Source organism: Enterobacter sp. EC_50 (assembly GCF_019584525.1).
Lineage (GTDB): Bacteria > Pseudomonadota > Gammaproteobacteria > Enterobacterales > Enterobacteriaceae > Enterobacter > Enterobacter roggenkampii.
On record NZ_VDAF01000020.1, the window covers coordinates 69,224 to 91,166 of the forward strand.

A 21,943-nucleotide genomic window follows, 5' to 3' on the forward strand; every position below is an offset into this window, starting at 1 on the left:
CCCTTAAGACTGCAAGACGTCTGCAAGGCGCTCAAGACGGCCGCGTACGCTGCCATCAATGACCATATCACCCGAACGGATGATTACGCCTGCCATTACAGACTTATCGATTTTGCAATTCAGCTTAACTTTGCGTGACAGACGTTTTTCCATCGCGGCGGTAATTTTCGCAAGCTGTTCGTCACTCAGTTCAGTCGCAGAAGTCACTTCGACTTCAGCGGTAGCTTCACTAAGGGCACGTAAGTGCTCAAACTGCTCGAGAACATCCGGGAGCACACGGAGACGACCATTTTCTGCCATCACCTTAATCAGGTTCTGGCCGTTGGCATCCAGTTGCTCTCCGCACACGGCGATAAACGACGCGGCGAGGGTTTCAGGTGCTAACGCACCGGAAAGCAACTCGGCCATTTGTTCGTTTTTCGTCACCTCAGCGGCAAACGCCAGCATATTCTGCCAGCGATCGACATTTTGGTGTTCGATAGCAAAGTCAAAAGCTGCTTTGGCGTAGGGGCGAGCTACCGTAACAAATTCAGACATCAGCCCCTCCCTCCTTACAGTTCAGCGACAAGTTTGTCCACGATGTCGCTGTTAGCAGCTTCATCCACGGAACGTTCGATGATCTTCTCGGCGCCAGCAACAGCCAGAATCGCAACCTGCTTACGCAGTTCTTCACGAGCACGTTTACGCTCAGCTTCAATTTCAGCCTGAGCCTGTGTCACGATCTTAGTACGTTCCTGTTCTGCTTCAGCTTTCGCTTCGTCCAGGATCTGCGAACGGCGTTTGTTAGCCTGTTCGATGATAACCTGAGCTTCCGCTTTCGCTTTTTTCAGCTGGTCTGTCGCGTTGGCCTGTGCAAGGTCCAAATCTTTCTTAGCGCGTTCTGCAGAAGCCAGACCGTCAGCAATTTCTTTCTGACGTTTTTCGATGGCTGCCATTAAAGGCGGCCATACATACTTCATGCAGAACCAGACAAAGAGAATAAACGCGATGGCCTGGCCGAGGATTGTTGCGTTCATGTTCACAGCACAATACCTCTTTAATATCTGTGGCTTAGGGTTTTAAAACTACTACTACGCGACAGCAAACATCACGTACAGACCCAGACCTACAGCGATCATTGGGATAGCATCCACCAGCCCCATAACGATAAAGAACTGAGTACGCAGCAGAGGAATCAGATCAGGTTGACGCGCAGCGCCTTCCAGGAATTTGCCCCCGAGGATGCCGATACCGATCGCAGCACCGATAGCCGCCAGACCCATCATCACAGCGGCAGCCATGTACAGCAGATCCATATTCAGGTTTTCCATGACAGTCTCCAGTTTGTTTCAATTAAAACGTAGTAGTGTTGGTAAAAAATCAGTGCTCTTCAGACGCCATCGACAGATAGACGATCGTCAGAACCATGAAGATAAAGGCTTGCAGCGTAATGATCAGGATGTGGAAAATGGCCCACGGCACATTCAGAACCCACTGTGACCACCACGGCAGAAGACCCGCGATCAGAATGAAAATCAGCTCACCCGCATACATGTTGCCGAACAGTCGCAGACCCAGTGAAACAGGTTTGGACAGCAGGCTAACGCCTTCCAGGATCAGGTTGACCGGAATAAACGCCCAGTGGTTGAACGGCTGCAAGGTAAGCTCTTTCACAAAGCCGCTTACGCCTTTCATTTTGATGCTGTAGAAAAGAATCAGGATAAACACGCCCAGCGCCATCGACAGGGTGATGTTCACGTCCGCAGACGGTACAACACGCAGTGCAGGCAGGCCGAAGATGTGCTCGCCAATAAACGGCAGCAGATCGATTGGCAGCAGGTCCATCAGGTTCATCAGGAAGACCCAAACGAACACGGTCAGCGCCAGCGGAGCAATCAGCTTGCTCTTGCCATGGTACATGTCTTTGACGCTGCCATGGACGAAGCCGATGATCATTTCGATGAAGGTCTGGAATTTCCCTGGTACACCGCTGGTCGCTCGTTTAGCAACACCGCGGAACATGGCCAGGAACAGAAGACCCAAAACCACCGAGAAGAACATGGAGTCGATGTTGATCGTCCAGAAGGTGGCCGGGGGGTTATGTGGATCCACCAGCGAGAATGTACGCAGGTCCAGCTGAAGGTTATTCAGATGGTGACCTATGTAATCCTGCGGCGTCATATTTTCTGAAGCCATGATGCCTTTTACCCTTTGTTATTGATTACAGCTGGAGCCAGAACTTGTACCACCAGCACCAAAACCCACGTTGCTATCAGCGGCATGAAGACCACTTTCAAAACCGCCAGCGCCATCACCAGTAGAGCAAAGGTCAGCAACACCTTACACACTTCGCCGAGGGCGAAGGACCAGGCCACGCGGCCTTTGGCAGGTGTATGCGCCTGATGACGCCAGGCAAAAATCATAAACAACACGTTTGGCAGCACAACCGCCAAACCCCCGCACACGGCGGAGATGCCCCAGAAGGGGTCTTTGAGGCTAAACAGCAGTCCACTTGCTATCACAGCCAGAAACTGAATGAACAGAAGCTTACGAGCAACGTTTCTACTCAAGAGCGACACAGACATCACGTTTTTACTCCTGCTCCCTTCGAGGTATGCCGCGTGTCGTATAAAACGTCCTTTAAGGCTCAGAGTCAAGCATCAAAAAGCGGTCAAATTATACGGTGCGCACCCGTGATTTCAAACATTAAGTAGCGAAAAGGTGAATAAATGTTTAAATATTTTTCCCCACCGCTATTTTTTAACTTTCGCTGAAAGCGTCAACCTTCGACCAAAACTGCAAACAGCGCGAAAACGTTGTCGATAAAGCGTGCACGAGATCACAAAACACACATTTGCGATAAGGTTGTATTTATCAAAGGCGCAAATCGCAGAAATTTATCTTTATGAAATTAAACGCAAAATGTCGCAACTATTTTCAAAACAGCCCAGTACACAATAAAAACCTTTTATTGACATTCTTAATAAATAATTAACATTGCGTTCTGGTTACTGCCTTCCACTTTTAGCAGACTTATATTTTCAAAGATGACTATCTTCTCGGTGAATAACGATTGCTTCGTTAACCGGAAGAAAAACCTTAGTGAAGTAGAGGTTAAAAGCTCCTCGGTAAATCCCCGGTAGTTGTGCTGTTTTTTAACATGATAAGAACAGCACGAATTCCACATTTTTTATTAATTTTTTAAAAATTGTTTGGCTTAATTATCACCAGGTGACGTTCGCCTTCGAGCTGAGGAATCTGTAATTTCTCAATAGACTCGACAGCAAAACCGTCCGGAAGCTGTTCAATCTCATCGCCTGGCAACTGCCCTTTCAGCGCATAAAAGCGGCCATTCTCCGCAGGTAAGTGCTTGCACCAGCTCACCATATCGTTGAGCGACGCAAATGCGCGGCTGATAACCCCGTCAAACGGCGGCTCTGCCGGGAACTCCTCTACCCTGCTCTGCACGGGCGTGATGTTTTCAAGCTTCAACTCATGCTGTACCTGGCGTAAAAAGCGCACGCGTTTGCCAAGGCTGTCCAGCAGCGTGAAATGGCTCTCAGGGCGAACAATCGACAGCGGAATACCCGGCAGACCAGGGCCTGTCCCCACGTCGATAAAGCGTTCACCTTTCAGCCAGGGAGCAACCACGATGCTGTCGAGAATGTGGCGAACGAGCATCTCGTTGGGGTCGCGAACAGACGTCAGGTTGTACGCTTTGTTCCATTTGTTCAGCATATCGACATAGGCCACCAGCTGATTTTTCTGGTGATCGGTGAGCGAAATACCTGCCTGATCCAGCAGACGAGAGAGTTTGTTGAGCACGGTGAATACCTGTTGAGAGTTTTTTTGCCCGGTAGCGCTGCCGCTTACCGGGCCTACGAATAAGTAGGGCGGGTCAGCGAAGCGCCACCCGCCAAAAGCAATGTCAATTACGCGCTACGGCGCAACATGCCCTGCTTTTTCAGCCACACCAGCAGGATCGAAATCGCCGCCGGGGTCACGCCCGAGATGCGGGATGCCTGACCGATCGACACCGGTTTGTGATCGTTCAGCTTGGCGATCACTTCGTTGGAAAGGCCCGTCACCTGGCGGTAGTCCAGCATTTCCGGCAGCAGCGTGTTTTCGTTACGCTGCTGTTTTTCGATCTCATCCTGCTGACGGGCGATGTAACCTTCGTACTTCACCTGGATCTCGACCTGCTCTGCCGCTTCAGCGTCTTCCAGGCCCGGCGCGAACGCGGTCAGTTTGACCAGGTTCTCGTAGGTGACTTCTGGACGGCGCAGCAGATCTTCACCGCTGGCTTCGCGCGACAGCGGCGCGGTTAAGTGAGCGTTCACTTCAGCAGCGGTTTCCGCCTGCGGATTCACCCATGTGGTTTTCAGACGCTGACGTTCCTGCTCAATGCGCTCCAGCTTCTCGTTGAAGCGCGCCCAGCGTTCGTCATCGACCAGACCCAGCTCGCGGCCCATTTCGGTCAGACGCAGGTCGGCGTTATCTTCACGCAGCATCAGGCGATATTCCGCGCGAGAGGTAAACATACGGTACGGTTCTTTGGTACCCAGCGTGCAGAGATCGTCAACCAGCACGCCCAGATAAGCCTGAGAACGCGCCGGAGCCCAGCCCTCTTTCTCAGCAGAGAAGCGCGCGGCGTTCAGACCGGCAAGCAGGCCCTGTGCAGCCGCTTCTTCGTAGCCGGTGGTGCCGTTAATCTGACCCGCGAAGAACAGACCGTGGATGAATTTGCTCTCCAGGGTCGGCTTCAGGTCACGCGGATCGAAGAAATCGTACTCAATAGCGTAGCCAGGGCGAACGATTTTTGCGTTCTCCATACCCTGCATTGAGCGAACAATTTGCATCTGTACGTCGAACGGCAGGCTGGTGGAGATGCCGTTCGGGTAAATTTCGTTTGAGGTCAACCCTTCCGGCTCCAGGAAGATCTGGTGCTGGTTGCGATCGGCAAAGCGCATCACTTTGTCTTCGATCGACGGGCAGTAGCGTGGACCGATCCCTTCGATCACGCCGGCGTACATCGGGCTGCGATCGAGGTTATTGCGGATCACATCATGGGTTTTCTCGTTGGTGTGCGTGATGTAGCACGGCACCTGCTGCGGATGCTGTGCCGCATTGCCCATAAACGAGAAGACCGGCATTGGGTTATCACCGTGCTGTTGCGCCAGCACGCTGAAATCAATGGTGCGCGCATCAATACGCGGCGGCGTGCCGGTTTTCAGGCGGCTGACGCGCAGCGGCAGCTCGCGCAGACGGCGAGACAATGGGATAGACGGCGGATCGCCAGCACGGCCGCCGCTGTAGTTATCCAGACCAATATGAATTTTACCGTCAAGGAAGGTACCCACGGTCAACACCACGGCTTTGGCGCGGAATTTGAGGCCCATCTGGGTCACGGCGCCTACGACGCGATCGTTCTCAACGATAAGATCTTCAACCGCCTGCTGGAAGATCATCAGGTTCGGCTGATTCTCCAGCGCGGTACGTACCGCCTGGCGATAAAGTACGCGGTCTGCCTGAGCACGGGTCGCACGCACAGCGGGGCCTTTACTGGCGTTTAGTATCCTAAACTGAATGCCTGCGTGATCGATCGCCTTCGCCATCAGGCCGCCAAGTGCATCCACTTCTTTTACCAGGTGTCCTTTCCCAATGCCGCCAATCGCCGGATTACAGGACATTTGTCCCAGCGTGTCGATATTGTGTGTCAAAAGCAGGGTCTGCTGACCCATTCGCGCTGCGGCCATTGCGGCCTCAGTGCCTGCGTGACCCCCGCCAATGATGATGACGTCAAAAGGATCCTGATAAAACATGGTGGTCTGCCTCGCGTAAAGCGGTAAGAAAATGGATTGAAGCCCGGGCCGTGGATTCTACTCAACTTTAGTCTTTCGAGAAAGCATTGGGATCCTGGGCTATTAAAAAGAAGATCTTTTTATTTAGAGATCTGTTCTATTGTGATCTCTTATTAGGATCGCGAACCCGTGTGGATAAGTCCGATCTCATAAAGAAGATCATGCAGTTAGAAAGGATCGTTTGCTGTGAATGATCGGTGATCCTGGGCCGTATAAGCTGGGATCAGATCGCGACTTTATACACAGGCCAAAAACGGCGCTACGGTTGTTCTTTGGATAACTACGGGTTAATACGAGCTTTTAACCAGAGTTATCCACATCTGTTCGCGCGATCTTTAATCGTTTTTGAGTAAATTTTTCCATTCCGCGAGCCAGATCTCGGCTGGATCCTCCGGAATGTCATGATCGAGGATGTTGATCTTGAGCGTTTCACCCAGCTGTTTTGCTCCGCAGGAGGTCACAGCGGCTTCGACTTTCTCTATTGCCCCGCAAAAGGTGTCATATTCACGACTGCCGATCCCCACTGCGCCAAAACGGACGTTTGACAGGTCGGGCTGCTGTTCCAGCAGTTCGTCATATAAAGGTTGCAGGTTGTCCGGCAGATCGCCCGCGCCGTGCGTGGAGGTGATCAGCAGCCAGACCCCGTCAGTCGGGAGATCTTCCAGCAACGGGCCGTGCAGGGTTTCCGTAGAAAAGCCCGCCTCTTCCAGCTTTTCAGCCAGATGTTCCGCTACGTATTCCGCACCGCCAAGGGTGCTGCCGCTGATAAGGGTAATGTCCGCCATTGATCGCTCGCCCAGATAAAGAGACGGCCATTGTACGCTGTGAACGAGCTGGGATCTACCTGTGGAAAATGTGGGAATGGATTTGCCCGATCACGGGCGGATGGTACGCATGATCGGGTTTTGCAGGGAGATCAGGGTCTCGGTGGACTGAATTTCATCGATTGTTTGGATCTTGTTGATAAGTACCTGCTGGAGGGCGTCGATGGATCGGCACATGACCTTAATAAAGATGCTGTAGTGCCCGGTGGTGTAGTACGCCTCGGTGACTTCATCCAGCGCGTTTAGCTTCGCCAGGGCGGAGGGGTAGTCTTTTGCGCTTTTTAGAATGATGCCGATGAAGCAGCAGACGTCGTAACCCAACTGCTTCGGGCTGACGTCAATGCGCGCGCCGGTAATGATCCCCGCCTGCTTCATCTTCTCTACGCGAACGTGAATGGTTCCCGGGCTGACGCCAAACTGTTTCGCCAGTTCGGCGTAGGCGGTACGGGCATTGGCCATTAACGCCTCCAGAATGCCGCGGTCGAGATTGTCGATCTGATAATTTTCCATAGCTTTTTCTTATGAAGATTAATGAATCACTCTATTCTAGCGCCTTATTTTATCGAATCAAAAGTGAAGGCGGCTTTTTGTTGATGGGTTATTGAATAAGGTGCCATTTCTGTTGCTTAATCAATATCAACAGGACGCAGGAGTATAAATAATGAAAACCGCTTACATCGCAAAACAACGCCAGATCAGTTTCGTAAAATCCCATTTTTCCCGCCAGCTTGAAGAGAAGCTTGGGCTGATTGAAGTCCAGGCCCCGATCCTCAGCCGCGTGGGTGACGGGACGCAGGATAACCTCTCTGGATGCGAAAAAGCGGTACAGGTAAAAGTGAAAACGCTGCCAGACGCCCAGTTCGAAGTGGTTCATTCACTGGCGAAGTGGAAGCGTCAGACCCTGGGACAACATGACTTCAGCGCGGGCGAAGGGCTCTACACGCACATGAAAGCCCTTCGCCCCGATGAAGACCGCCTGTCTCCCATTCATTCCGTTTACGTTGACCAGTGGGACTGGGAGCGCGTGATGGGCGATGGCGAGCGCCACGTTGGCACGCTGAAGTCTACCGTTGAGGCGATCTACGCCGGGATCAAAGCGACCGAAGCGGCCGTAAGCAAAGCATTTGGTCTGGCACCGTTCCTGCCGGAAACGATCCACTTTGTACACAGCCAGGAATTGCTGACCCGTTTCCCGGATCTGGATGCCAAAGGCCGCGAGCGGGCGATCGCCAAAGAGCTCGGTGCGGTGTTCCTGATTGGGATCGGCGGCAAACTGTCTGATGGCAAACGCCACGACGTTCGTGCGCCGGATTATGATGACTGGAGCACCACCGGTGAGGGGGAATTTGCCGGTCTGAACGGCGATATTCTTGTCTGGAACCCGGTACTGGAAGACGCATTCGAGCTTTCTTCTATGGGGATCCGCGTGGATGCTGATGCGCTGAAGCGCCAGCTGGCGGTGACCGGCGATGAAGATCGTCTCAAACTGGAGTGGCACCAGGCGCTGCTGCGTGGGGAAATGCCGCAGACGATTGGCGGCGGTATCGGCCAGTCCCGTCTGACCATGCTGCTGCTTCAGCTGCCCCATATTGGTCAGGTGCAGTGTGGCGTCTGGCCGCAGCAGGTGCGTGAAAGCGTCGGTTCTCTTCTGTAATTAACGCTGCCAGCGTCTGAGCAGGCGGCTACGCAACCCGGTATCAAAGCGCCAGATATGATCGAAGATGCGCATGATGCCGGGTTTTCCATGGGCGGACATCGCCACCGCATGAAAACGGTGCTGATGCACACGCTGTAATTCCTTCACTTTATTGACCACGTCATCCGGCAGCCGCTGGGCAATAAAATCGGATATCACTACCGCGTCAGCGTCATACCAGTCGCCGCCCTGCATCCGCTCTACGATGCTGCGAAAACAGCTGGCCAGATCGGTTCCGCCGCGAAAGCGCTGGCTCAGGAAGCGGATTGCCTGCTCGATCCCCTGCTGGTTCGTCAGCTCATAGCCCACGACTTCGCTGGAGAACAGCATGATGAAGCAGCGGCGGCGATCGGCGAGCGCCACGCGCATCAGCGCCAGACAGAACGCCTTTGCACACTGCTCGTTAAACCCGCCCATGGAGCCGGACGTATCCACGCAGACAATAAATGGCCCGCGCGGCTGTTCGTCAAAATCCTGATGAATGACCGGCCGCTGGCTGACTTTCTCGCGCCAGGCTTCACCGTGCAGCCGGTAGGTGAGGAGCTGTTTTTCCACCAGCCGACGGTAAAACTCGTACTCCAGCTCGGTCATCCCGAGCGTGCTCAGCTCCGTGGGCAGCAGGCGCAGAATATCATCGCTCTGCTGGAGCCCGTCGACCTGCTCCGGTACGGTGGCCGGCTCACGCACCAGGGTGCGGAAGGTTTCCATCGGGGCATCTTTCTTTGGAACCGACTTTGCCTCCCTTGAACGTCCCAGCTGTTCTGCAAGCTTCATCAGCTCGGGCTGCTGCGCCAGAAAATCGCCGTACTTGACGATCAGCTGATAGTCCCCGCGCCGAAGCTGACCGGCGCTCATATCCCAGAGACGCCCTGCCGCGTTCTCATTTTCCACCAGCACCTGCTCAAGCTGGCCGCTTAAGGTCATGCGTTCCTGAACTTCACTGAGCAGCTGTTCGCGCTCTTCATCCAGCAGCTGCTGGTTTAGCGTCGTGGCCTGCACCACCAGGCTGAGACGCCAGCGCTGTAAAAAGAGGGTGTGCAGTGCGGGAGTGAACGTGGCGTTATCCGTGACCAGCCCACGGGCCTGGCTGGCAAACGGGGAGTGGACCTTGTCGAGCAACGTCAGGGTTTGCGGAAGCTGGACGATAAACTGCGACGTGGAAAGTCGCTGGCACTGCTGATAGCAGGCCACTTCTTCCGTTAACTCAGGGGGGACTTCGGTCTCTTTAAACCGTTGACGCAGGTTATCCCGCCAGCGCGGAAGATCGTCGGTCATCGCCTTTTTGAGCTTCGGAAATTTTTCAAAGAAGGCCGCCAGCTGCGGTGAAGCCAGAAGGGTGATCACCACTTCTTCGATCAACCCTTCCTCGCTGACGGCCAGCATGACGTTAAGCGTATCCAGGGTTAGCATTGACGCGCCTGTTTGATCTGCGCGCTGACGTCCTGCAGGCTGGCTTCGATGCGGCCTAACCAGTCGCTATGGATAAAGAGGCATTTTTGCTGCTCGCTAAAGCGGGTGTGCTGCTGGTGCCATTCGGTGTCCAGCGCGTCCAGCTGCTGCTTAATCTCTTCGGGGACGCTCTCAGAGGCGGTTCCCGGAAGCGCAAGACGCGAGCCCTGCAGGCTGACGTCGCGGATCACCAGGTGCTGGCTGCTGTCCACTTCCATGGTCAGCGGCTGCGCGAAACCGATGCCGTTGAGCTTTCCACGGATCTCTCCACCCTTATCCAGCCACTGCGCCAGCGTCTCGCGCTCAATCGTCACGTGCACCACCTGCATGTCATGCAGCTTGAGCGGCTGCTGAAGCAGCAGGGTCAGCGTCGTGCTGGTGAGTTCAGAGGGTAATTCATAGTGCGGTTTGCGGGCGAACATCCCCCCCAAGCGATTCACTTTCAGCGCGGTTTTATCACTTTGCTGCTGCTGAAGCTGGATGCGCCGCTGGGCAATCGCCCCCAGTTGGTTGAGCATCGCCTGCTGTCCCCAGGCGTGTCCGGTCATCAAAACGTCGAGCTGCTGCTGCATCAGATTCATGCCTTCCGCGTCGTGCCAGAGGCAGTCTTTCAGCAGGATCAGATCGATGGGCGCAACGGCATCGCGACCGCTGAACAGGGCGCTGGCCTGCAGCAGGCGGATCGCTTTTTTCCAGCGGCGATCGGAGACATAGGGGGCAGAGGGCAGTAAATCAAGCTGCTGGCGCAGCATGAAGATCAGCTCGAAGACGGAATCAGGCAGCTTAATTTTACCGATCTCTTCCTGCCACTGGTAATACTCCTCGTCTGATACCTGCAATGACGCTGCTACCGGATTCTCGTTCTCATCCTGCTGGCTGACCAGCATGGAACGGAAATTGGACTTATCCTGCACTTTGTCCAGCCACAGGCGGATCAGCATACGGTCATACAGCGCTTCCAGGCTGCTGTCGGCTTCAGGCAGTTCGTTTGAGGCGGCCACCAGCAGGCGCATCGGGATTTTCTCTTCACTGGTGCCGTTGCGGAACCGACGTTCGTTTATCGCCGTGAGCAGGGTGTTCAGAATGGCCGGGCCGGCTTTCCAGATCTCATCAAGGAAGACAATTTCTGCCTCAGGCAGATACCCCGTCGTCAGGCGCTCGTAGCGTCCTTCATCTTTCAGCGCCTGAATGGAAAGGGGGCCAAACACCTCTTCCGGGGTGGAAAAGCGGGTCATCAGGTATTCAAACGCGCGGGCGTTCTTAAAAGCAAACTTAAGCCTGCGGGCAATCAGGCTTTTGGCGATGCCCGGCGGCCCAAGCAGAAACACGCTTTCACCGCTCAATGCTGCCAGTAAACAGAGGCGAATGGCGTGGCTACGCTCGAAAAGGCCTTTCTCCAGCGCGCTGCTGAGGCGGGAAATTCTTTCTGCTAATAAATGTGAGTGAGCCATAATAGTTTTGCATCCTTTCGCCGTCGTGGCGGCCAATTGAAGCGAGTATAGACGTTTCAGTCAGGGCTGGTAATAGGCTGAAGTGCGGCGCAATTTTCTTTGCGCTACATTAATGCGGTTGCATTTAGGGGTACGATTTTGCAATGAATCGTGCATACTGTGCGCTTTTTGTGGGCCAAGGGACCAGGAACACATTTGTTATTTAAACGAAAAGACTAGTCTATGAGCACTGATAATAAGCAATCATTACCCGCAATTACGCTTGCGGCGATCGGGGTTGTCTACGGTGATATCGGCACCAGCCCGCTTTATACGCTTCGTGAATGTTTGTCCGGCCAGTTTGGCTTTGGTGTTGAGCGCGATGCCGTGTTTGGCTTCCTGTCCCTCATCTTCTGGCTGCTGATTCTGGTCGTTTCCGTTAAGTATCTCTCCTTCGTTATGCGCGCTGATAACGCGGGCGAAGGCGGTATCCTGACCCTGATGTCCCTTGCAGGGCGCAACACCTCCGCCAGAATGACCTCCGTGCTGGTGATTATCGGCCTGATTGGCGGCAGCTTCTTCTACGGAGAGGTGGTTATCACGCCCGCGATTTCGGTCCTCTCGGCGATAGAGGGGCTGGAGATCATCGCGCCACAGCTTGATACGTGGGTGGTCCCGCTGGCGATAATCGTGTTGACGCTGCTGTTTGTGATCCAGAAGCACGGTACCGGGCTGGTGGGAAAACTGTTTGCGCCGATTATGCTGGCCTGGTTCCTGATCCTGGCGGCGCTCGGTTTACGCAGCATTATCGCGAACCCGGAAGTGCTGCATGCGCTGAACCCATACTGGGCCGTGCATTTCTTCCTCGAATACAAAGTAGTTTCCTTCGTGGCGCTGGGGGCGGTCGTGCTCTCCATCACCGGTGTGGAAGCGCTGTATGCGGATATGGGTCACTTCGGAAAGCTGCCTATCCGCGTGGCCTGGTTTTTGGTTGTGCTGCCGTCGCTGGTGCTCAACTACTTCGGCCAGGGCGCGCTGTTGCTCAAAAACCCGGAGGCGATTAAGAACCCGTTCTTCCTGCTGGCGCCTGACTGGGCGCTGGTGCCGATGCTGATCCTGGCGACGCTGGCGACCGTCATTGCCTCTCAGGCGGTGATTTCCGGCGTGTTTTCTCTGACGCGCCAGGCCGTGCGTCTGGGGTATCTCTCACCGATGCGCATCATTCATACCTCAGAGATGGAGTCGGGCCAGATCTACATCCCGTTCGTTAACTGGCTGCTCTACTTCGCTGTTGTGATTGTGATTGTCAGCTTCGAGCACTCCAGCAACCTGGCGGCGGCGTACGGTATTGCGGTAACCGGCACCATGGTGCTGACATCGCTTCTCTCCACCACGGTGGCATACCGTAACTGGCACTGGAATAAGTTCCTCGTGGCGATGATTCTGGTGGGCTTCCTGTGCATTGACGTGCCGCTGTTCTCCGCGAACCTCGACAAGATTGTCTCCGGCGGCTGGCTGCCGCTGACGCTGGGGCTGGTGATGTTCATCGTCATGACCACCTGGAAAAGCGAGCGCTTCCGCCTGCTGCGCCGTATGCATGAGCACGGGAATTCTCTGGAGGCGATGATCGCGTCGCTGGAGAAATCCCCGCCGGTCCGCGTGCCCGGCACCGCGGTGTATATGTCTCGCGCCCTGAACGTGATCCCGTTTGCGCTGATGCATAACCTCAAGCACAACAAAGTGCTGCACGAGCGCGTGATCCTGCTGACGCTGCGTACCGAAGATGCGCCATATGTTCACAACGTGCGCCGCGTGCAGATTGAGCAGCTCTCCCCGACCTTCTGGCGCGTGGTGGCAAGCTACGGCTGGCGCGAAACGCCGAACGTGGAAGAGGTGTTCCACCGCTGCGGTCTGGAAGGCTTAAGCTGCCGGATGATGGAGACGTCGTTCTTTATGTCCCACGAGTCGCTGATCATCGGTAAGCGCCCGTGGTACCTGCGCCTGCGCGGTAAGCTGTATCTCATCCTGCAACGTAACGCCCTGCGTGCGCCTGACCAGTTTGAGATCCCGCCTAACCGCGTGATAGAGCTGGGTACGCAGGTCGAGATTTAAGTCCTTTCGAAAATGCCGGGTGGCGCTGCGCTTACCCGGCCTACCAAACCCGTAGGCCCGCGCAAGCGAAGCGCCGCCGGGCAATATCTCCCATCAATATTTCACTTAGCGAAACGTTTCGACGTCGATCACAAATCTGTTACGTCATGGTGGTTTTCTGAACATTTCTGAGGCTACACTTCTTTTAGCGAAACGTTTCGCTAGTGGAGCAAGAAAATGAAGAAAGGCACTGTACTCAACTCAGAAATCTCGTCGGTGATTTCCCGTCTTGGGCATACCGATACGCTGGTGGTTTGCGATGCAGGCTTACCGGTTCCGCGCAGCACAACCCGTATTGATATGGCGTTAACGCAGGGCGTACCTTCGTTTATGCAGGTACTGGACGTGGTGACCGCGGAGATGCAGGTTGAGGCGGCCATTCTCGCGGCGGAAATCAAACAACATAATCCGCAGCTCCACGAAACGTTGCTCAGCCATCTTGAGCAGCTGCAACAACACCAGGGAAACACCATCGAAATTCGTTACACAACGCACGAACAATTCAAACAACAAACCGCAGACAGTCAGGCGGTGATTCGCAGCGGGGAGTGTTCCCCGTATGCGAATATCATTCTCTGTGCTGGCGTCACCTTCTGAGGCCATCATGGACGCATTACTGCAACTCAAAGGGATCGATAAGTCGTTCCCGGGCGTAAAAGCCCTCTCCGGCGCGGCGCTGAACGTTTACCCCGGGCGCGTAATGGCGCTGGTGGGCGAAAACGGCGCCGGCAAATCCACCATGATGAAAGTGCTGACCGGTATCTATCAACGCGATGCCGGTTCACTCCTCTGGCTGGGTAAAGAAACCACCTTCACTGGCCCGAAATCTTCTCAGGAAGCGGGTATCGGCATTATTCACCAGGAGCTGAACCTGATCCCGCAGCTCACCATTGCGGAGAACATCTTCCTCGGTCGTGAATTCGTTAACCGCTTCGGCAAGATCGACTGGAAAACCATGTATGCCGAAGCCGACAAGCTGCTGGCGAAATTGAATCTGCGCTTTAAGAGCGACCGCCTGGTCGGCGATCTCTCCATCGGCGATCAGCAGATGGTGGAAATCGCGAAGGTGCTGAGCTTTGAGTCGAAGGTCATCATTATGGATGAACCGACCGACGCCCTGACCGATACCGAAACCGAATCCCTGTTCCGCGTTATCCGCGAGCTGAAATCGCAGGGGCGCGGGATTGTCTATATTTCTCACCGCATGAAAGAGATCTTTGAAATCTGCGATGACGTCACCGTTTTCCGCGACGGGCAGTTTATTGCCGAGCGCGAAGTGGCCACGCTGACCGAAGATACGCTCATCGAAATGATGGTGGGACGTAAGCTGGAAGATCAGTATCCGCATCTGGATAAAGCGCCGGGTGAGATCCGCCTGAAGGTGGACAACCTCTGCGGTCCGGGTGTGAACGACGTCACCTTTACATTGCGCCAGGGCGAGATCCTGGGCGTGGCGGGCCTGATGGGCGCGGGACGAACCGAGCTGATGAAAGTGTTGTACGGCGCACTGCCGCGCACCAGTGGGTATGTCACCCTCGACGGCCATGAAGTGGTCACCCGCTCCCCGCAGGATGGTCTGGCGAACGGCATCGTCTATATCTCCGAAGACCGCAAACGCGACGGCTTAGTGCTGGGCATGTCGGTAAAAGAGAACATGTCCCTGACCGCGCTGCGCTATTTCAGCCATAGCGGCGGCAGCCTGAAGCATAAAGACGAGCAGCAGGCGGTCAGCGATTTTATCCGTCTCTTTAATGTTAAAACGCCGTCGATGGAGCAGGCGATTGGCCTGTTGTCCGGCGGGAATCAGCAGAAAGTGGCGATTGCTCGCGGGCTGATGACGCGCCCGAAAGTGTTGATCCTCGATGAGCCAACCCGCGGCGTGGACGTGGGGGCGAAGAAAGAGATCTATCAGCTGATTAACCAGTTCAAGGCCGACGGTCTGAGCATCATTCTGGTCTCTTCCGAGATGCCAGAAGTATTGGGCATGAGCGATCGCATTATCGTCATGCATGAAGGGCATCTCGGCGGTGAATTCACTCGCGAGCAGGCCACCCAGGAAGTTCTGATGGCTGCCGCTGTGGGCAAGCTTAATCGCGTGAATCAGGAGTAAGAAGATGACTACCCAGGCTGTTTCTGGTCGCCGCTATTTCACAAAGGCGTGGCTGATGGAACAAAAATCGCTCATTGCCCTGCTGGTGCTGATCGCGATTGTGTCGACCATGAGCCCGAATTTCTTCACCGTAAATAACCTGTTCAACATTCTGCAGCAGACGTCGGTGAACGCCATTATGGCGGTCGGCATGACGCTGGTGATTTTGACCTCAGGGATCGATCTGTCCGTCGGTTCCCTGCTGGCCCTCACCGGCGCGATCGCCGCTTCGCTTGTCGGGATTGAAGTCAACGCGCTGGTGGCCGTGGCCGCGGCTCTGGCGGCAGGCGCGGCGATTGGTGCCGTCACCGGCGTGATTGTGGCAAAAGGGCGCGTTCAGGCGTTCATCGCGACGCTGGTGATGATGCTGCTGCTGCGCGGTGTGACCATGGTGTATACCAACGGCAGCCCGGTCAATACCGGCTTCACCGATAACGCCGATCTGTTTGGCTGGTTCGGTATCGGTCGCCCGCTGGGTGTCCCGACCCCGGTCTGGATCATGGCTATCGTCTTCCTGGCGGCGTGGTACATGCTGCACCATACCCGTCTGGGTCGTTATATCTATGCGCTGGGCGGTAACGAAGCGGCAACGCGCTTGTCCGGGATTAGCGTTAATAAAGTCAAAGTTATCGTGTACTCCCTGTGCGGTCTGCTGGCGTCACTGGCGGGCATCATCGAAGTGGCGCGCCTCTCTTCCGCGCAGCCGACGGCGGGTACGGGGTATGAGCTGGATGCTATTGCAGCAGTGGTTCTGGGCGGTACGAGTCTGGCGGGCGGTAAAGGTCGCATTGTTGGGACATTGATCGGCGCACTGATTCTCGGTTTCCTGAATAATGGTTTGAATTTGTTAGGTGTTTCCTCCTATTACCAGATGATCGTTAAGGCAGTGGTGATTTTGCTGGCGGTACTGGTAGACAACAAAAAACAGTAACTGACGACACTACAGGACATCTTAGATATGAACATGAAAAAACTGGCTACCCTGGTTTCCGCTGTCGCGCTGAGCGCAACCGTAAGTGCTAACGCCATGGCGAAAGATACCATCGCGCTGGTTGTCTCTACGCTGAACAACCCGTTCTTCGTCTCCCTGAAGGATGGAGCGCAGAAAGAAGCGGATAAACTGGGCTACAACCTGGTGGTACTGGATTCACAGAACAACCCGGCGAAAGAGCTGGCTAACGTTCAGGACTTAACCGTTCGTGGCACCAAAATTCTGCTGATCAACCCAACCGATTCTGATGCCGTAGGCAACGCCGTGAAGATGGCAAACCAGGCGAAAATTCCTGTGATCACCCTGGACCGTCAGGCAACCAAAGGCGACGTAGTGAGCCATATCGCGTCTGACAACGTGCTGGGCGGCAAAATCGCGGGTGACTACATTGCGAAGAAAGCCGGCGAAGGCGCGAAAGTCATCGAACTGCAGGGGATTGCCGGTACGTCTGCCGCCCGCGAGCGTGGCGAAGGCTTCCAGCAGGCGGTTGCAGCGCACAAGTTCAACGTGCTGGCTAGCCAGCCGGCAGACTTCGACCGTACTAAAGGTCTGAACGTCATGCAGAACCTACTGACCGCACATCCTGACGTGCAGGCGGTATTCGCGCAGAACGACGAAATGGCGCTGGGTGCGCTGCGCGCTCTGCAGACTGCAGGTAAATCTGATGTGATGGTTGTCGGATTTGACGGCACGCCGGATGGTGAAAAAGCAGTAAACGATGGCAAACTGGCTGCGACCATCGCTCAGCTGCCTGAGCAGATTGGCGCGACTGGCGTTGAAACTGCCGACAAAGTGCTGAAGGGCGAAAAAGTTCAGGCTAAATACCCTGTTGACCTGAAACTGGTTATCAAGCAGTAAAAGGCGAATCAGGCCGTCACTGGCGGCCTGAGGGACACCAATAAAGAAAAGTGTGGCATACGCCACCGGGTAACACCGGTGGCGCTCTCAGATGGACAACCCAACCATGAAAACCGCAGGCAACCTCGTCGTCCTTGGCAGTATCAATGCCGATCACATTCTTAACCTTGAATCGTTCCCTGCACCGGGCGAAACCGTCACGGGTAACCAGTATCAGGTCGCATTCGGCGGTAAAGGGGCAAACCAGGCCGTCGCTGCCGGTCGCAGCGGGGCGAATATTGCGTTTATCGCCTGCACGGGTGATGACGATACCGGCGAGCGCGTACGCAAGCAGCTGGCGAGCGACAACATCGATATCGCACCGGTCAGCGTTGTTGCAGGGGAATCTACCGGCGTGGCGCTGATTTTCGTCAACGCAGAAGGTGAGAATGTCATCGGTATTCATGCTGGCGCTAACGCAGCGCTGACGACGGAGCGCGTGGAAGCGCAACGTGCAATCATTGGCGGCGCCGAGGCCCTGCTGATGCAGCTGGAGTCGCCGGTTGAAAGCGTGCTGGCCGCGGCCAAAATTGCGCATGAAAATCATACCACTGTCGTACTTAACCCGGCCCCAGCCCGTGTATTATCAGACGAGCTGCTGGCGCTGGTGGATATCATCACGCCGAACGAAACCGAAGCCGAAAAGCTGACGGGCATTCGCGTAGAAAACGATGACGATGCCGCGAGAGCCGCGCGTGCGCTGCACGACAAAGGCATCAGAACCGTGATCATCACCCTGGGCAGCCGTGGGGTATGGGCAAGCGTAAACGGTGAAGGCCGTCGCGTGCCGGGCTTTAAGGTGAAGGCGATTGATACCATCGCAGCGGGAGACACCTTCAATGGTGCGCTGGTGACCGCGTTGCTGGAAGGCAAGAAAATGGATGATGCGATCCGCTTCGCGCATGCCGCTGCCGCGATTGCGGTGACGCGCAAGGGCGCTCAGCCTTCCGTTCCGTGGCGTAAAGAGATCGATGAATTCTTAAGTCAGCAGGGGTAACGCTTGGCCACAATGAAAGATGTCGCCCGCCTGGCGGGCGTTTCTACCTCGACGGTGTCTCACGTCATTAATAACGATCGCTTCGTCAGCGAGGCGATTCGGGAAAAAGTCGAAGCGGCAGTAAAAGATCTCAACTATGCGCCGTCTGCACTGGCGCGCAGCCTTAAGCTCAACCAGACGCGTACGATCGGTATGCTGATCACCGCCAGTACCAACCCCTTTTATTCTGAGCTGGTTCGCGGCGTGGAGCGCAGCTGCTTCGAGCGTGGCTACAGCCTGGTGCTGTGCAATACCGAAGGGGACGAGCAGCGCATGAACCGTAACCTGGAAACGCTGATGCAAAAACGCGTCGACGGGCTACTGCTGCTGTGTACCGAAACGCACCAGCCGTCGAAAGAGATTATCCAGCGCTATCCCTCCATTCCCACGGTGATGATGGACTGGGCGCCGTTCGACGGCACCAGCGACCTCATTCAGGATAATTCTCTGCTGGGGGGGGATATGGCCACCCAGTATCTGATCGATAAAGGCTATACCCGCATTGCCTGTATTACCGGTCCGCTGGACAAAACCCCGGCGCGTTTGCGTCTGGAAGGATATCTCGCCGCGATGGCGCGGGCGGGACTTTCCGTGCCGGAAGGGTACCGTATTACCGGTGATTTTGAGTTTCACGGTGGTTTTGAAGCGATGCAGACGCTGCTGGCGCAACCGCAGCGTCCGCAGGCGGTGTTTATCGGCAACGACGCCATGGCGTTTGGCGCCTATCAGGCGTTATATCAGGCCGGTTTGCGCGTTCCCCATGATATGGCGGTAATCGGCTACGATGATATCGAGCTGGCCAGCTATATGACGCCGCCGCTCACCACCATTCATCAGCCAAAAGATGAACTGGGCGAGCTGGCCATCGATGTGTTGATCCACCGAATGGCTCAGCCCACGCTGCAGCAGCAGCGCCTGCAGCTTACTCCTGTTCTGATGGAACGCGGTTCGGTTTAGCTTTCTCTTTGTGACGCTCTTTAATCAGGTTTCGGCCGTCTTTCGGTTTTAACAGCATAAAGACCAGCGCTGAAACGACGGTGAGTGCGCCCATGGTGATAAAGGTATAGTGGAACTGCTCGACGGTGTTCGCGCTGTCGAAACCTTCATAAAACCGCAGTACCGCCGCGCTCACTGCAACCCCTAAACTGATCGACAGCTGCTGTGTGACTGCCAGCACGCTGTTGCCGCTACTGGCGTTCTCGTCGGTCAGATCCGCAAGGGTGATGGTGTTCATCGATGTGAACTGCGTCGACATCGCCATGCCCAGCACAAACAGCGGCAGGATCAGCATCCAGACGGGAAGCGAGGCGGACTGCAGCGAGAACTGCGCAATCATCAGACCGATAAAGACCGTCACGCCAACCAGCGTTTTGCGATAGCCAAACCAGCGTAGCACCTGCGTCACGGTCGATTTTGCCAGAATCGAGCCCATCGCCGTGGGCGCCATCATGCAGCCGGCAATCAGTGCCGGATAGCCGAAACCAACCTGCAGCATCAGCGGCATCAGGAACGGTACGCAGCCCGTCCCCAGACGCGAGGCAATGTTTCCCGCGATCCCGACGGAAAACGTTCGGGTGTTGAAGAGCCCAAGAGAGATTAACGGCATCGGATGGCGGCGCGCATGACGTATATAAAGAAGGAAAAGCAGAATCCCGGCGAGGATAACGGAGAGCGCCATCCACGTCGCGACGATCTTCTCGCCAAACAGCTCCATCCCGCTGGAGAAGAGCACCAGGCTCAGGCCAAACAGGAAGAAGCCGCCCATATCGAAACTGCGCCTTGGCGTGGTGAAGTTCGGCATATATTTGCGGGCATACAGCAGCCCCGCTACGCCAATCGGAATATTAATCAGGAAGATCCAGTGCCAGCTTGCCCATGTGACAAACACGCCACCGAGTACCGGGCCAAGTATCGGCCCTACCAAACCCGGCATGGTGACGAAGTTAAGCACGGGAAGCAGTTCGCTTCGCGGGTAGGCTCGCAGCAGGGCAAGACGTGCCACGGGCATCATCATCGCACCGCCAATGCCCTGTAATACGCGGAAGATAACCAGCTCCGTTAAGGACGAGGAGAGCGCACAGGCCAGCGAACCGAGCGTAAAGAGCGTTACGGCCAGCATGAAAACTCTGCGGGTGCCGAAGCGGTCGGCCAGCCAGCCGCTAACAGGGATCAGCATCGCGACCGTCAGGGTATAGCTGATGATGGCGGACTGCATCGCCAGCGGGGAACGGTTGAGGCTTTGCGCAATAGCGGGAAGCGCGGTGTTGAGGATGGTGGCATCCAGTGCCTGCATAAAAAACGCCATGGCTGCAATCCACGGCAATCCGGCCATGCTGCGCGCTTTTTTCTTTGTCATGTATTTACCTGCTGGTGGGTTGGCGCAGCCAGCAATGCCTGGCACGCACTCAGGGCTCGCTGCCCGTCGCTTTCCTGAATGGCATCCACTATCGCCTGGTGCCATTCCAGTTTTACCACGTCGTCTTGTGTAATAGAGGTAAAGTAAGTGTGGTACACCGAATGGAATAAAGAGGCAAAAGAGGTGAGGAACGGATTGGCGCTCATCATATAGATATGTTCATGCCAGGCCATATCGACCTCAACCCAGCGTTCGCGGTTGAAGTGTTTTTTCAGGAACACCATCTCTTCCATCAACGCGTTAAGCTGCGCTTTCTGCTCTGCTGTTCCAAGCGTGGCAGCAAGCAGACATGCCTGAGGCTCAAGGCTACTGCGCATTACCAGAAAGTGATCGATAACCTGATGAAAGTTGTCTTCCGTCATCCACCAGGAGAGCAGCTCCTGATCGAGAAAATTCCAGTTACTTTGTGGCATCACGCGTGTGCCAATACGAGGACGCGGAAGCACCATTCCTTTCGCCGTCAGGGTTTTCACCGCTTCGCGCACGGCGGTACGGCTCACCCCAAACTGCTCACCCAGCTCCATTTCACCCGGCAGGATGCTTCCCGGGGCATATTTACCCGCTAAAATCCGCTGAGCCAGCTTTTCGGCCAGCACATAAGACAGGTTTTTTTGGGCGGCCAGCTGTTGCGCGCTTAATGGCATCGCTTTTATTCCTTAAAGATTCATGCTGATAATTATGCCACCGTGAATGTGATTGTGGTTGCAGATACATCAAATAGAACAATTTGTAGCTTGATTTCACCTCTATTGGTGAAAAAAAACGCGGATGGAAACTTTTTTTAAATTTCCTCTTGTCACATCAGAATAACTCCCTATAATGCGCCTCCACTGACACGGAACAACGGCACACACGCCGCCGGGTCAGCAGAGAATAGCGAAAATAAACGCTTGACTCTGAAGCGGGAAAGCGTAATATGCACACCCCGCGCCGCAGCGAAAACGAAGCGGCACTGCTCTTTAACAATTTATCAGACAATCTGTGTGGGCACTCAAAGTGACATGGATTCTTAACGTCCTCGGACGAAAAATGAATACCAAGTCTCTGAGTGAACATGCGTAATT

21 protein-coding genes are annotated in these 21,943 nt (G+C 55.1%); 8 read left to right on the forward strand and 13 right to left on the reverse strand.

From position 1 onward, the window contains the following. Window positions 1-3: 3 nt before the first annotated feature. The 9 genes from atpH to asnC form a co-directional block, all read right to left on the reverse strand. Window positions 4-537 carry a F0F1 ATP synthase subunit delta gene (atpH, locus tag FHC48_RS17045; RefSeq protein ID WP_008500192.1) on the reverse strand — a complete coding sequence of 178 codons (534 nt, stop codon included), beginning with the start codon at window positions 535-537 and terminating at the stop codon, window positions 4-6. A 14-nt stretch (window positions 538-551) separates the two neighbouring features. Further along, window positions 552-1,022: a F0F1 ATP synthase subunit B gene (gene atpF / locus FHC48_RS17050; protein WP_003862370.1), complete on the reverse strand. Its 471-nt coding sequence runs from the start codon at window positions 1,020-1,022 to the stop codon at window positions 552-554. 48 nt (window positions 1,023-1,070) lie between these two features. Further along, window positions 1,071-1,310 carry a F0F1 ATP synthase subunit C gene (gene atpE / locus FHC48_RS17055; protein WP_000429386.1) on the reverse strand — a complete coding sequence of 80 codons (240 nt, stop codon included), beginning with the start codon at window positions 1,308-1,310 and terminating at the stop codon, window positions 1,071-1,073. 49 nt (window positions 1,311-1,359) lie between these two features. Then, the gene (gene atpB / locus FHC48_RS17060; protein ID WP_008500193.1) at window positions 1,360-2,175 is read right to left on the reverse strand and encodes a F0F1 ATP synthase subunit A; all 816 of its coding nucleotides are present in this window, start codon (window positions 2,173-2,175) and stop codon (window positions 1,360-1,362) included. An 8-nt stretch (window positions 2,176-2,183) separates the two neighbouring features. After that, window positions 2,184-2,564, reverse strand: a complete 381-nt coding sequence (gene atpI / locus FHC48_RS17065; RefSeq protein WP_008500194.1) for a F0F1 ATP synthase subunit I — start codon at window positions 2,562-2,564, stop codon at window positions 2,184-2,186. Between the two features lie 616 nt (window positions 2,565-3,180). Then, window positions 3,181-3,804, reverse strand: coding sequence for a 16S rRNA (guanine(527)-N(7))-methyltransferase RsmG (gene rsmG / locus FHC48_RS17070; RefSeq protein WP_008500195.1), 624 nt, complete (start codon window positions 3,802-3,804; stop codon window positions 3,181-3,183). 107 nt (window positions 3,805-3,911) lie between these two features. Continuing rightward, window positions 3,912-5,801 carry a tRNA uridine-5-carboxymethylaminomethyl(34) synthesis enzyme MnmG gene (gene mnmG / locus FHC48_RS17075; protein WP_008500196.1) on the reverse strand — a complete coding sequence of 630 codons (1,890 nt, stop codon included), beginning with the start codon at window positions 5,799-5,801 and terminating at the stop codon, window positions 3,912-3,914. Window positions 5,802-6,175: 374 nt separating this feature from the next. Continuing rightward, window positions 6,176-6,625, reverse strand: a complete 450-nt coding sequence (gene mioC, locus FHC48_RS17080; RefSeq protein WP_008500197.1) for an FMN-binding protein MioC — start codon at window positions 6,623-6,625, stop codon at window positions 6,176-6,178. A gap of 90 nt (window positions 6,626-6,715) precedes the next feature. Continuing rightward, on the reverse strand, window positions 6,716-7,174 hold the full coding sequence (gene asnC / locus FHC48_RS17085) for a transcriptional regulator AsnC (RefSeq protein ID WP_008500198.1): 459 nt from the start codon (window positions 7,172-7,174) through the stop codon (window positions 6,716-6,718). Window positions 7,175-7,325: 151 nt separating this feature from the next. On the opposite strand from asnC, the gene asnA reads away from it, so the two are divergent. After that, entirely contained in the window at window positions 7,326-8,318 is a 993-nt protein-coding gene (gene asnA, locus FHC48_RS17090; protein ID WP_039267126.1) for an aspartate--ammonia ligase, read from the forward strand. Here the strand turns inward: asnA and viaA are convergent, their stop codons facing one another. Then, on the reverse strand, window positions 8,319-9,770 hold the full coding sequence (gene viaA, locus FHC48_RS17095) for an ATPase RavA stimulator ViaA (RefSeq protein WP_008500200.1): 1,452 nt from the start codon (window positions 9,768-9,770) through the stop codon (window positions 8,319-8,321). It lies immediately after the preceding gene. After that, entirely contained in the window at window positions 9,764-11,260 is a 1,497-nt protein-coding gene (gene ravA / locus FHC48_RS17100; protein ID WP_220420553.1) for an ATPase RavA, read from the reverse strand. Before ravA ends, viaA begins: the two co-directional genes overlap by 7 nt. Window positions 11,261-11,482: 222 nt before the next feature. Here ravA and kup point away from each other — a divergent pair, with 222 nt between their 5' ends. The 7 genes from kup (at window position 11,483) to rbsR (ending at window position 19,420) form a co-directional block, all read left to right on the forward strand. Beyond that, a complete protein-coding gene (gene kup, locus FHC48_RS17105) occupies window positions 11,483-13,351 on the forward strand; it encodes a low affinity potassium transporter Kup (RefSeq protein WP_021242659.1) in 1,869 nt (622 codons plus the stop codon). A 216-nt stretch (window positions 13,352-13,567) separates the two neighbouring features. After that, a complete protein-coding gene (gene rbsD, locus FHC48_RS17110; protein WP_008503495.1) occupies window positions 13,568-13,987 on the forward strand; it encodes a D-ribose pyranase in 420 nt (139 codons plus the stop codon). 7 nt (window positions 13,988-13,994) lie between these two features. Beyond that, window positions 13,995-15,500, forward strand: a complete 1,506-nt coding sequence (gene rbsA / locus FHC48_RS17115; protein WP_021242658.1) for a ribose ABC transporter ATP-binding protein RbsA — start codon at window positions 13,995-13,997, stop codon at window positions 15,498-15,500. 4 nt (window positions 15,501-15,504) lie between these two features. Beyond that, window positions 15,505-16,470 (forward strand): ribose ABC transporter permease, encoded by a 966-nt coding sequence (gene rbsC / locus FHC48_RS17120; RefSeq protein ID WP_021242657.1) that lies wholly within the window; start codon window positions 15,505-15,507, stop codon window positions 16,468-16,470. Window positions 16,471-16,497: 27 nt separating this feature from the next. Then, a complete protein-coding gene (gene rbsB / locus FHC48_RS17125) occupies window positions 16,498-17,388 on the forward strand; it encodes a ribose ABC transporter substrate-binding protein RbsB (RefSeq protein WP_008503498.1) in 891 nt (296 codons plus the stop codon). Window positions 17,389-17,494: 106 nt separating this feature from the next. Further along, window positions 17,495-18,424 carry a ribokinase gene (gene rbsK, locus FHC48_RS17130; RefSeq protein ID WP_055321871.1) on the forward strand — a complete coding sequence of 310 codons (930 nt, stop codon included), beginning with the start codon at window positions 17,495-17,497 and terminating at the stop codon, window positions 18,422-18,424. Between the two features lie 3 nt (window positions 18,425-18,427). Then, on the forward strand, window positions 18,428-19,420 hold the full coding sequence (gene rbsR / locus FHC48_RS17135; protein ID WP_021242654.1) for a ribose operon transcriptional repressor RbsR: 993 nt from the start codon (window positions 18,428-18,430) through the stop codon (window positions 19,418-19,420). On the opposite strand, the gene mdtD is transcribed toward rbsR, so the two are convergent. Both mdtD and FHC48_RS17145 read right to left on the reverse strand, forming a co-directional pair. Beyond that, window positions 19,386-20,819 carry a multidrug transporter subunit MdtD gene (mdtD, locus tag FHC48_RS17140; protein WP_023326354.1) on the reverse strand — a complete coding sequence of 478 codons (1,434 nt, stop codon included), beginning with the start codon at window positions 20,817-20,819 and terminating at the stop codon, window positions 19,386-19,388. The genes rbsR and mdtD overlap by 35 nt on opposite strands. Further along, window positions 20,816-21,523 (reverse strand): FadR/GntR family transcriptional regulator, encoded by a 708-nt coding sequence (locus FHC48_RS17145; RefSeq protein WP_008503502.1) that lies wholly within the window; start codon window positions 21,521-21,523, stop codon window positions 20,816-20,818. Before FHC48_RS17145 ends, mdtD begins: the two co-directional genes overlap by 4 nt. Window positions 21,524-21,943 lie beyond the last annotated feature (420 nt).

What these genes read in the sequence shown, in the direction of transcription:
- atpH (WP_008500192.1), bottom strand. Translation starts at nt 537, where the DNA reads ATGTCTGAATTTGTTACGGTAGCTCGCCCCTACGCCAAAGCAGCTTTT.
- atpE (WP_000429386.1), bottom strand. Translation starts at nt 1,310, where the DNA reads ATGGAAAACCTGAATATGGATCTGCTGTACATGGCTGCCGCTGTGATG.
- atpB (WP_008500193.1), bottom strand. Translation starts at nt 2,175, where the DNA reads ATGGCTTCAGAAAATATGACGCCGCAGGATTACATAGGTCACCATCTG.
- atpI (WP_008500194.1), bottom strand. Translation starts at nt 2,564, where the DNA reads ATGTCTGTGTCGCTCTTGAGTAGAAACGTTGCTCGTAAGCTTCTGTTC.
- mnmG (WP_008500196.1), bottom strand. Translation starts at nt 5,801, where the DNA reads ATGTTTTATCAGGATCCTTTTGACGTCATCATCATTGGCGGGGGTCAC.
- mioC (WP_008500197.1), bottom strand. Translation starts at nt 6,625, where the DNA reads ATGGCGGACATTACCCTTATCAGCGGCAGCACCCTTGGCGGTGCGGAA.
- asnC (WP_008500198.1), bottom strand. Translation starts at nt 7,174, where the DNA reads ATGGAAAATTATCAGATCGACAATCTCGACCGCGGCATTCTGGAGGCG.
- asnA (WP_039267126.1), top strand. Translation starts at nt 7,326, where the DNA reads ATGAAAACCGCTTACATCGCAAAACAACGCCAGATCAGTTTCGTAAAA.
- viaA (WP_008500200.1), bottom strand. Translation starts at nt 9,770, where the DNA reads ATGCTAACCCTGGATACGCTTAACGTCATGCTGGCCGTCAGCGAGGAA.
- ravA (WP_220420553.1), bottom strand. Translation starts at nt 11,260, where the DNA reads ATGGCTCACTCACATTTATTAGCAGAAAGAATTTCCCGCCTCAGCAGC.
- kup (WP_021242659.1), top strand. Translation starts at nt 11,483, where the DNA reads ATGAGCACTGATAATAAGCAATCATTACCCGCAATTACGCTTGCGGCG.
- rbsD (WP_008503495.1), top strand. Translation starts at nt 13,568, where the DNA reads ATGAAGAAAGGCACTGTACTCAACTCAGAAATCTCGTCGGTGATTTCC.
- rbsA (WP_021242658.1), top strand. Translation starts at nt 13,995, where the DNA reads ATGGACGCATTACTGCAACTCAAAGGGATCGATAAGTCGTTCCCGGGC.
- rbsC (WP_021242657.1), top strand. Translation starts at nt 15,505, where the DNA reads ATGACTACCCAGGCTGTTTCTGGTCGCCGCTATTTCACAAAGGCGTGG.
- rbsB (WP_008503498.1), top strand. Translation starts at nt 16,498, where the DNA reads ATGAACATGAAAAAACTGGCTACCCTGGTTTCCGCTGTCGCGCTGAGC.
- rbsK (WP_055321871.1), top strand. Translation starts at nt 17,495, where the DNA reads ATGAAAACCGCAGGCAACCTCGTCGTCCTTGGCAGTATCAATGCCGAT.
- mdtD (WP_023326354.1), bottom strand. Translation starts at nt 20,819, where the DNA reads ATGACAAAGAAAAAAGCGCGCAGCATGGCCGGATTGCCGTGGATTGCA.
- FHC48_RS17145 (WP_008503502.1), bottom strand. Translation starts at nt 21,523, where the DNA reads ATGCCATTAAGCGCGCAACAGCTGGCCGCCCAAAAAAACCTGTCTTAT.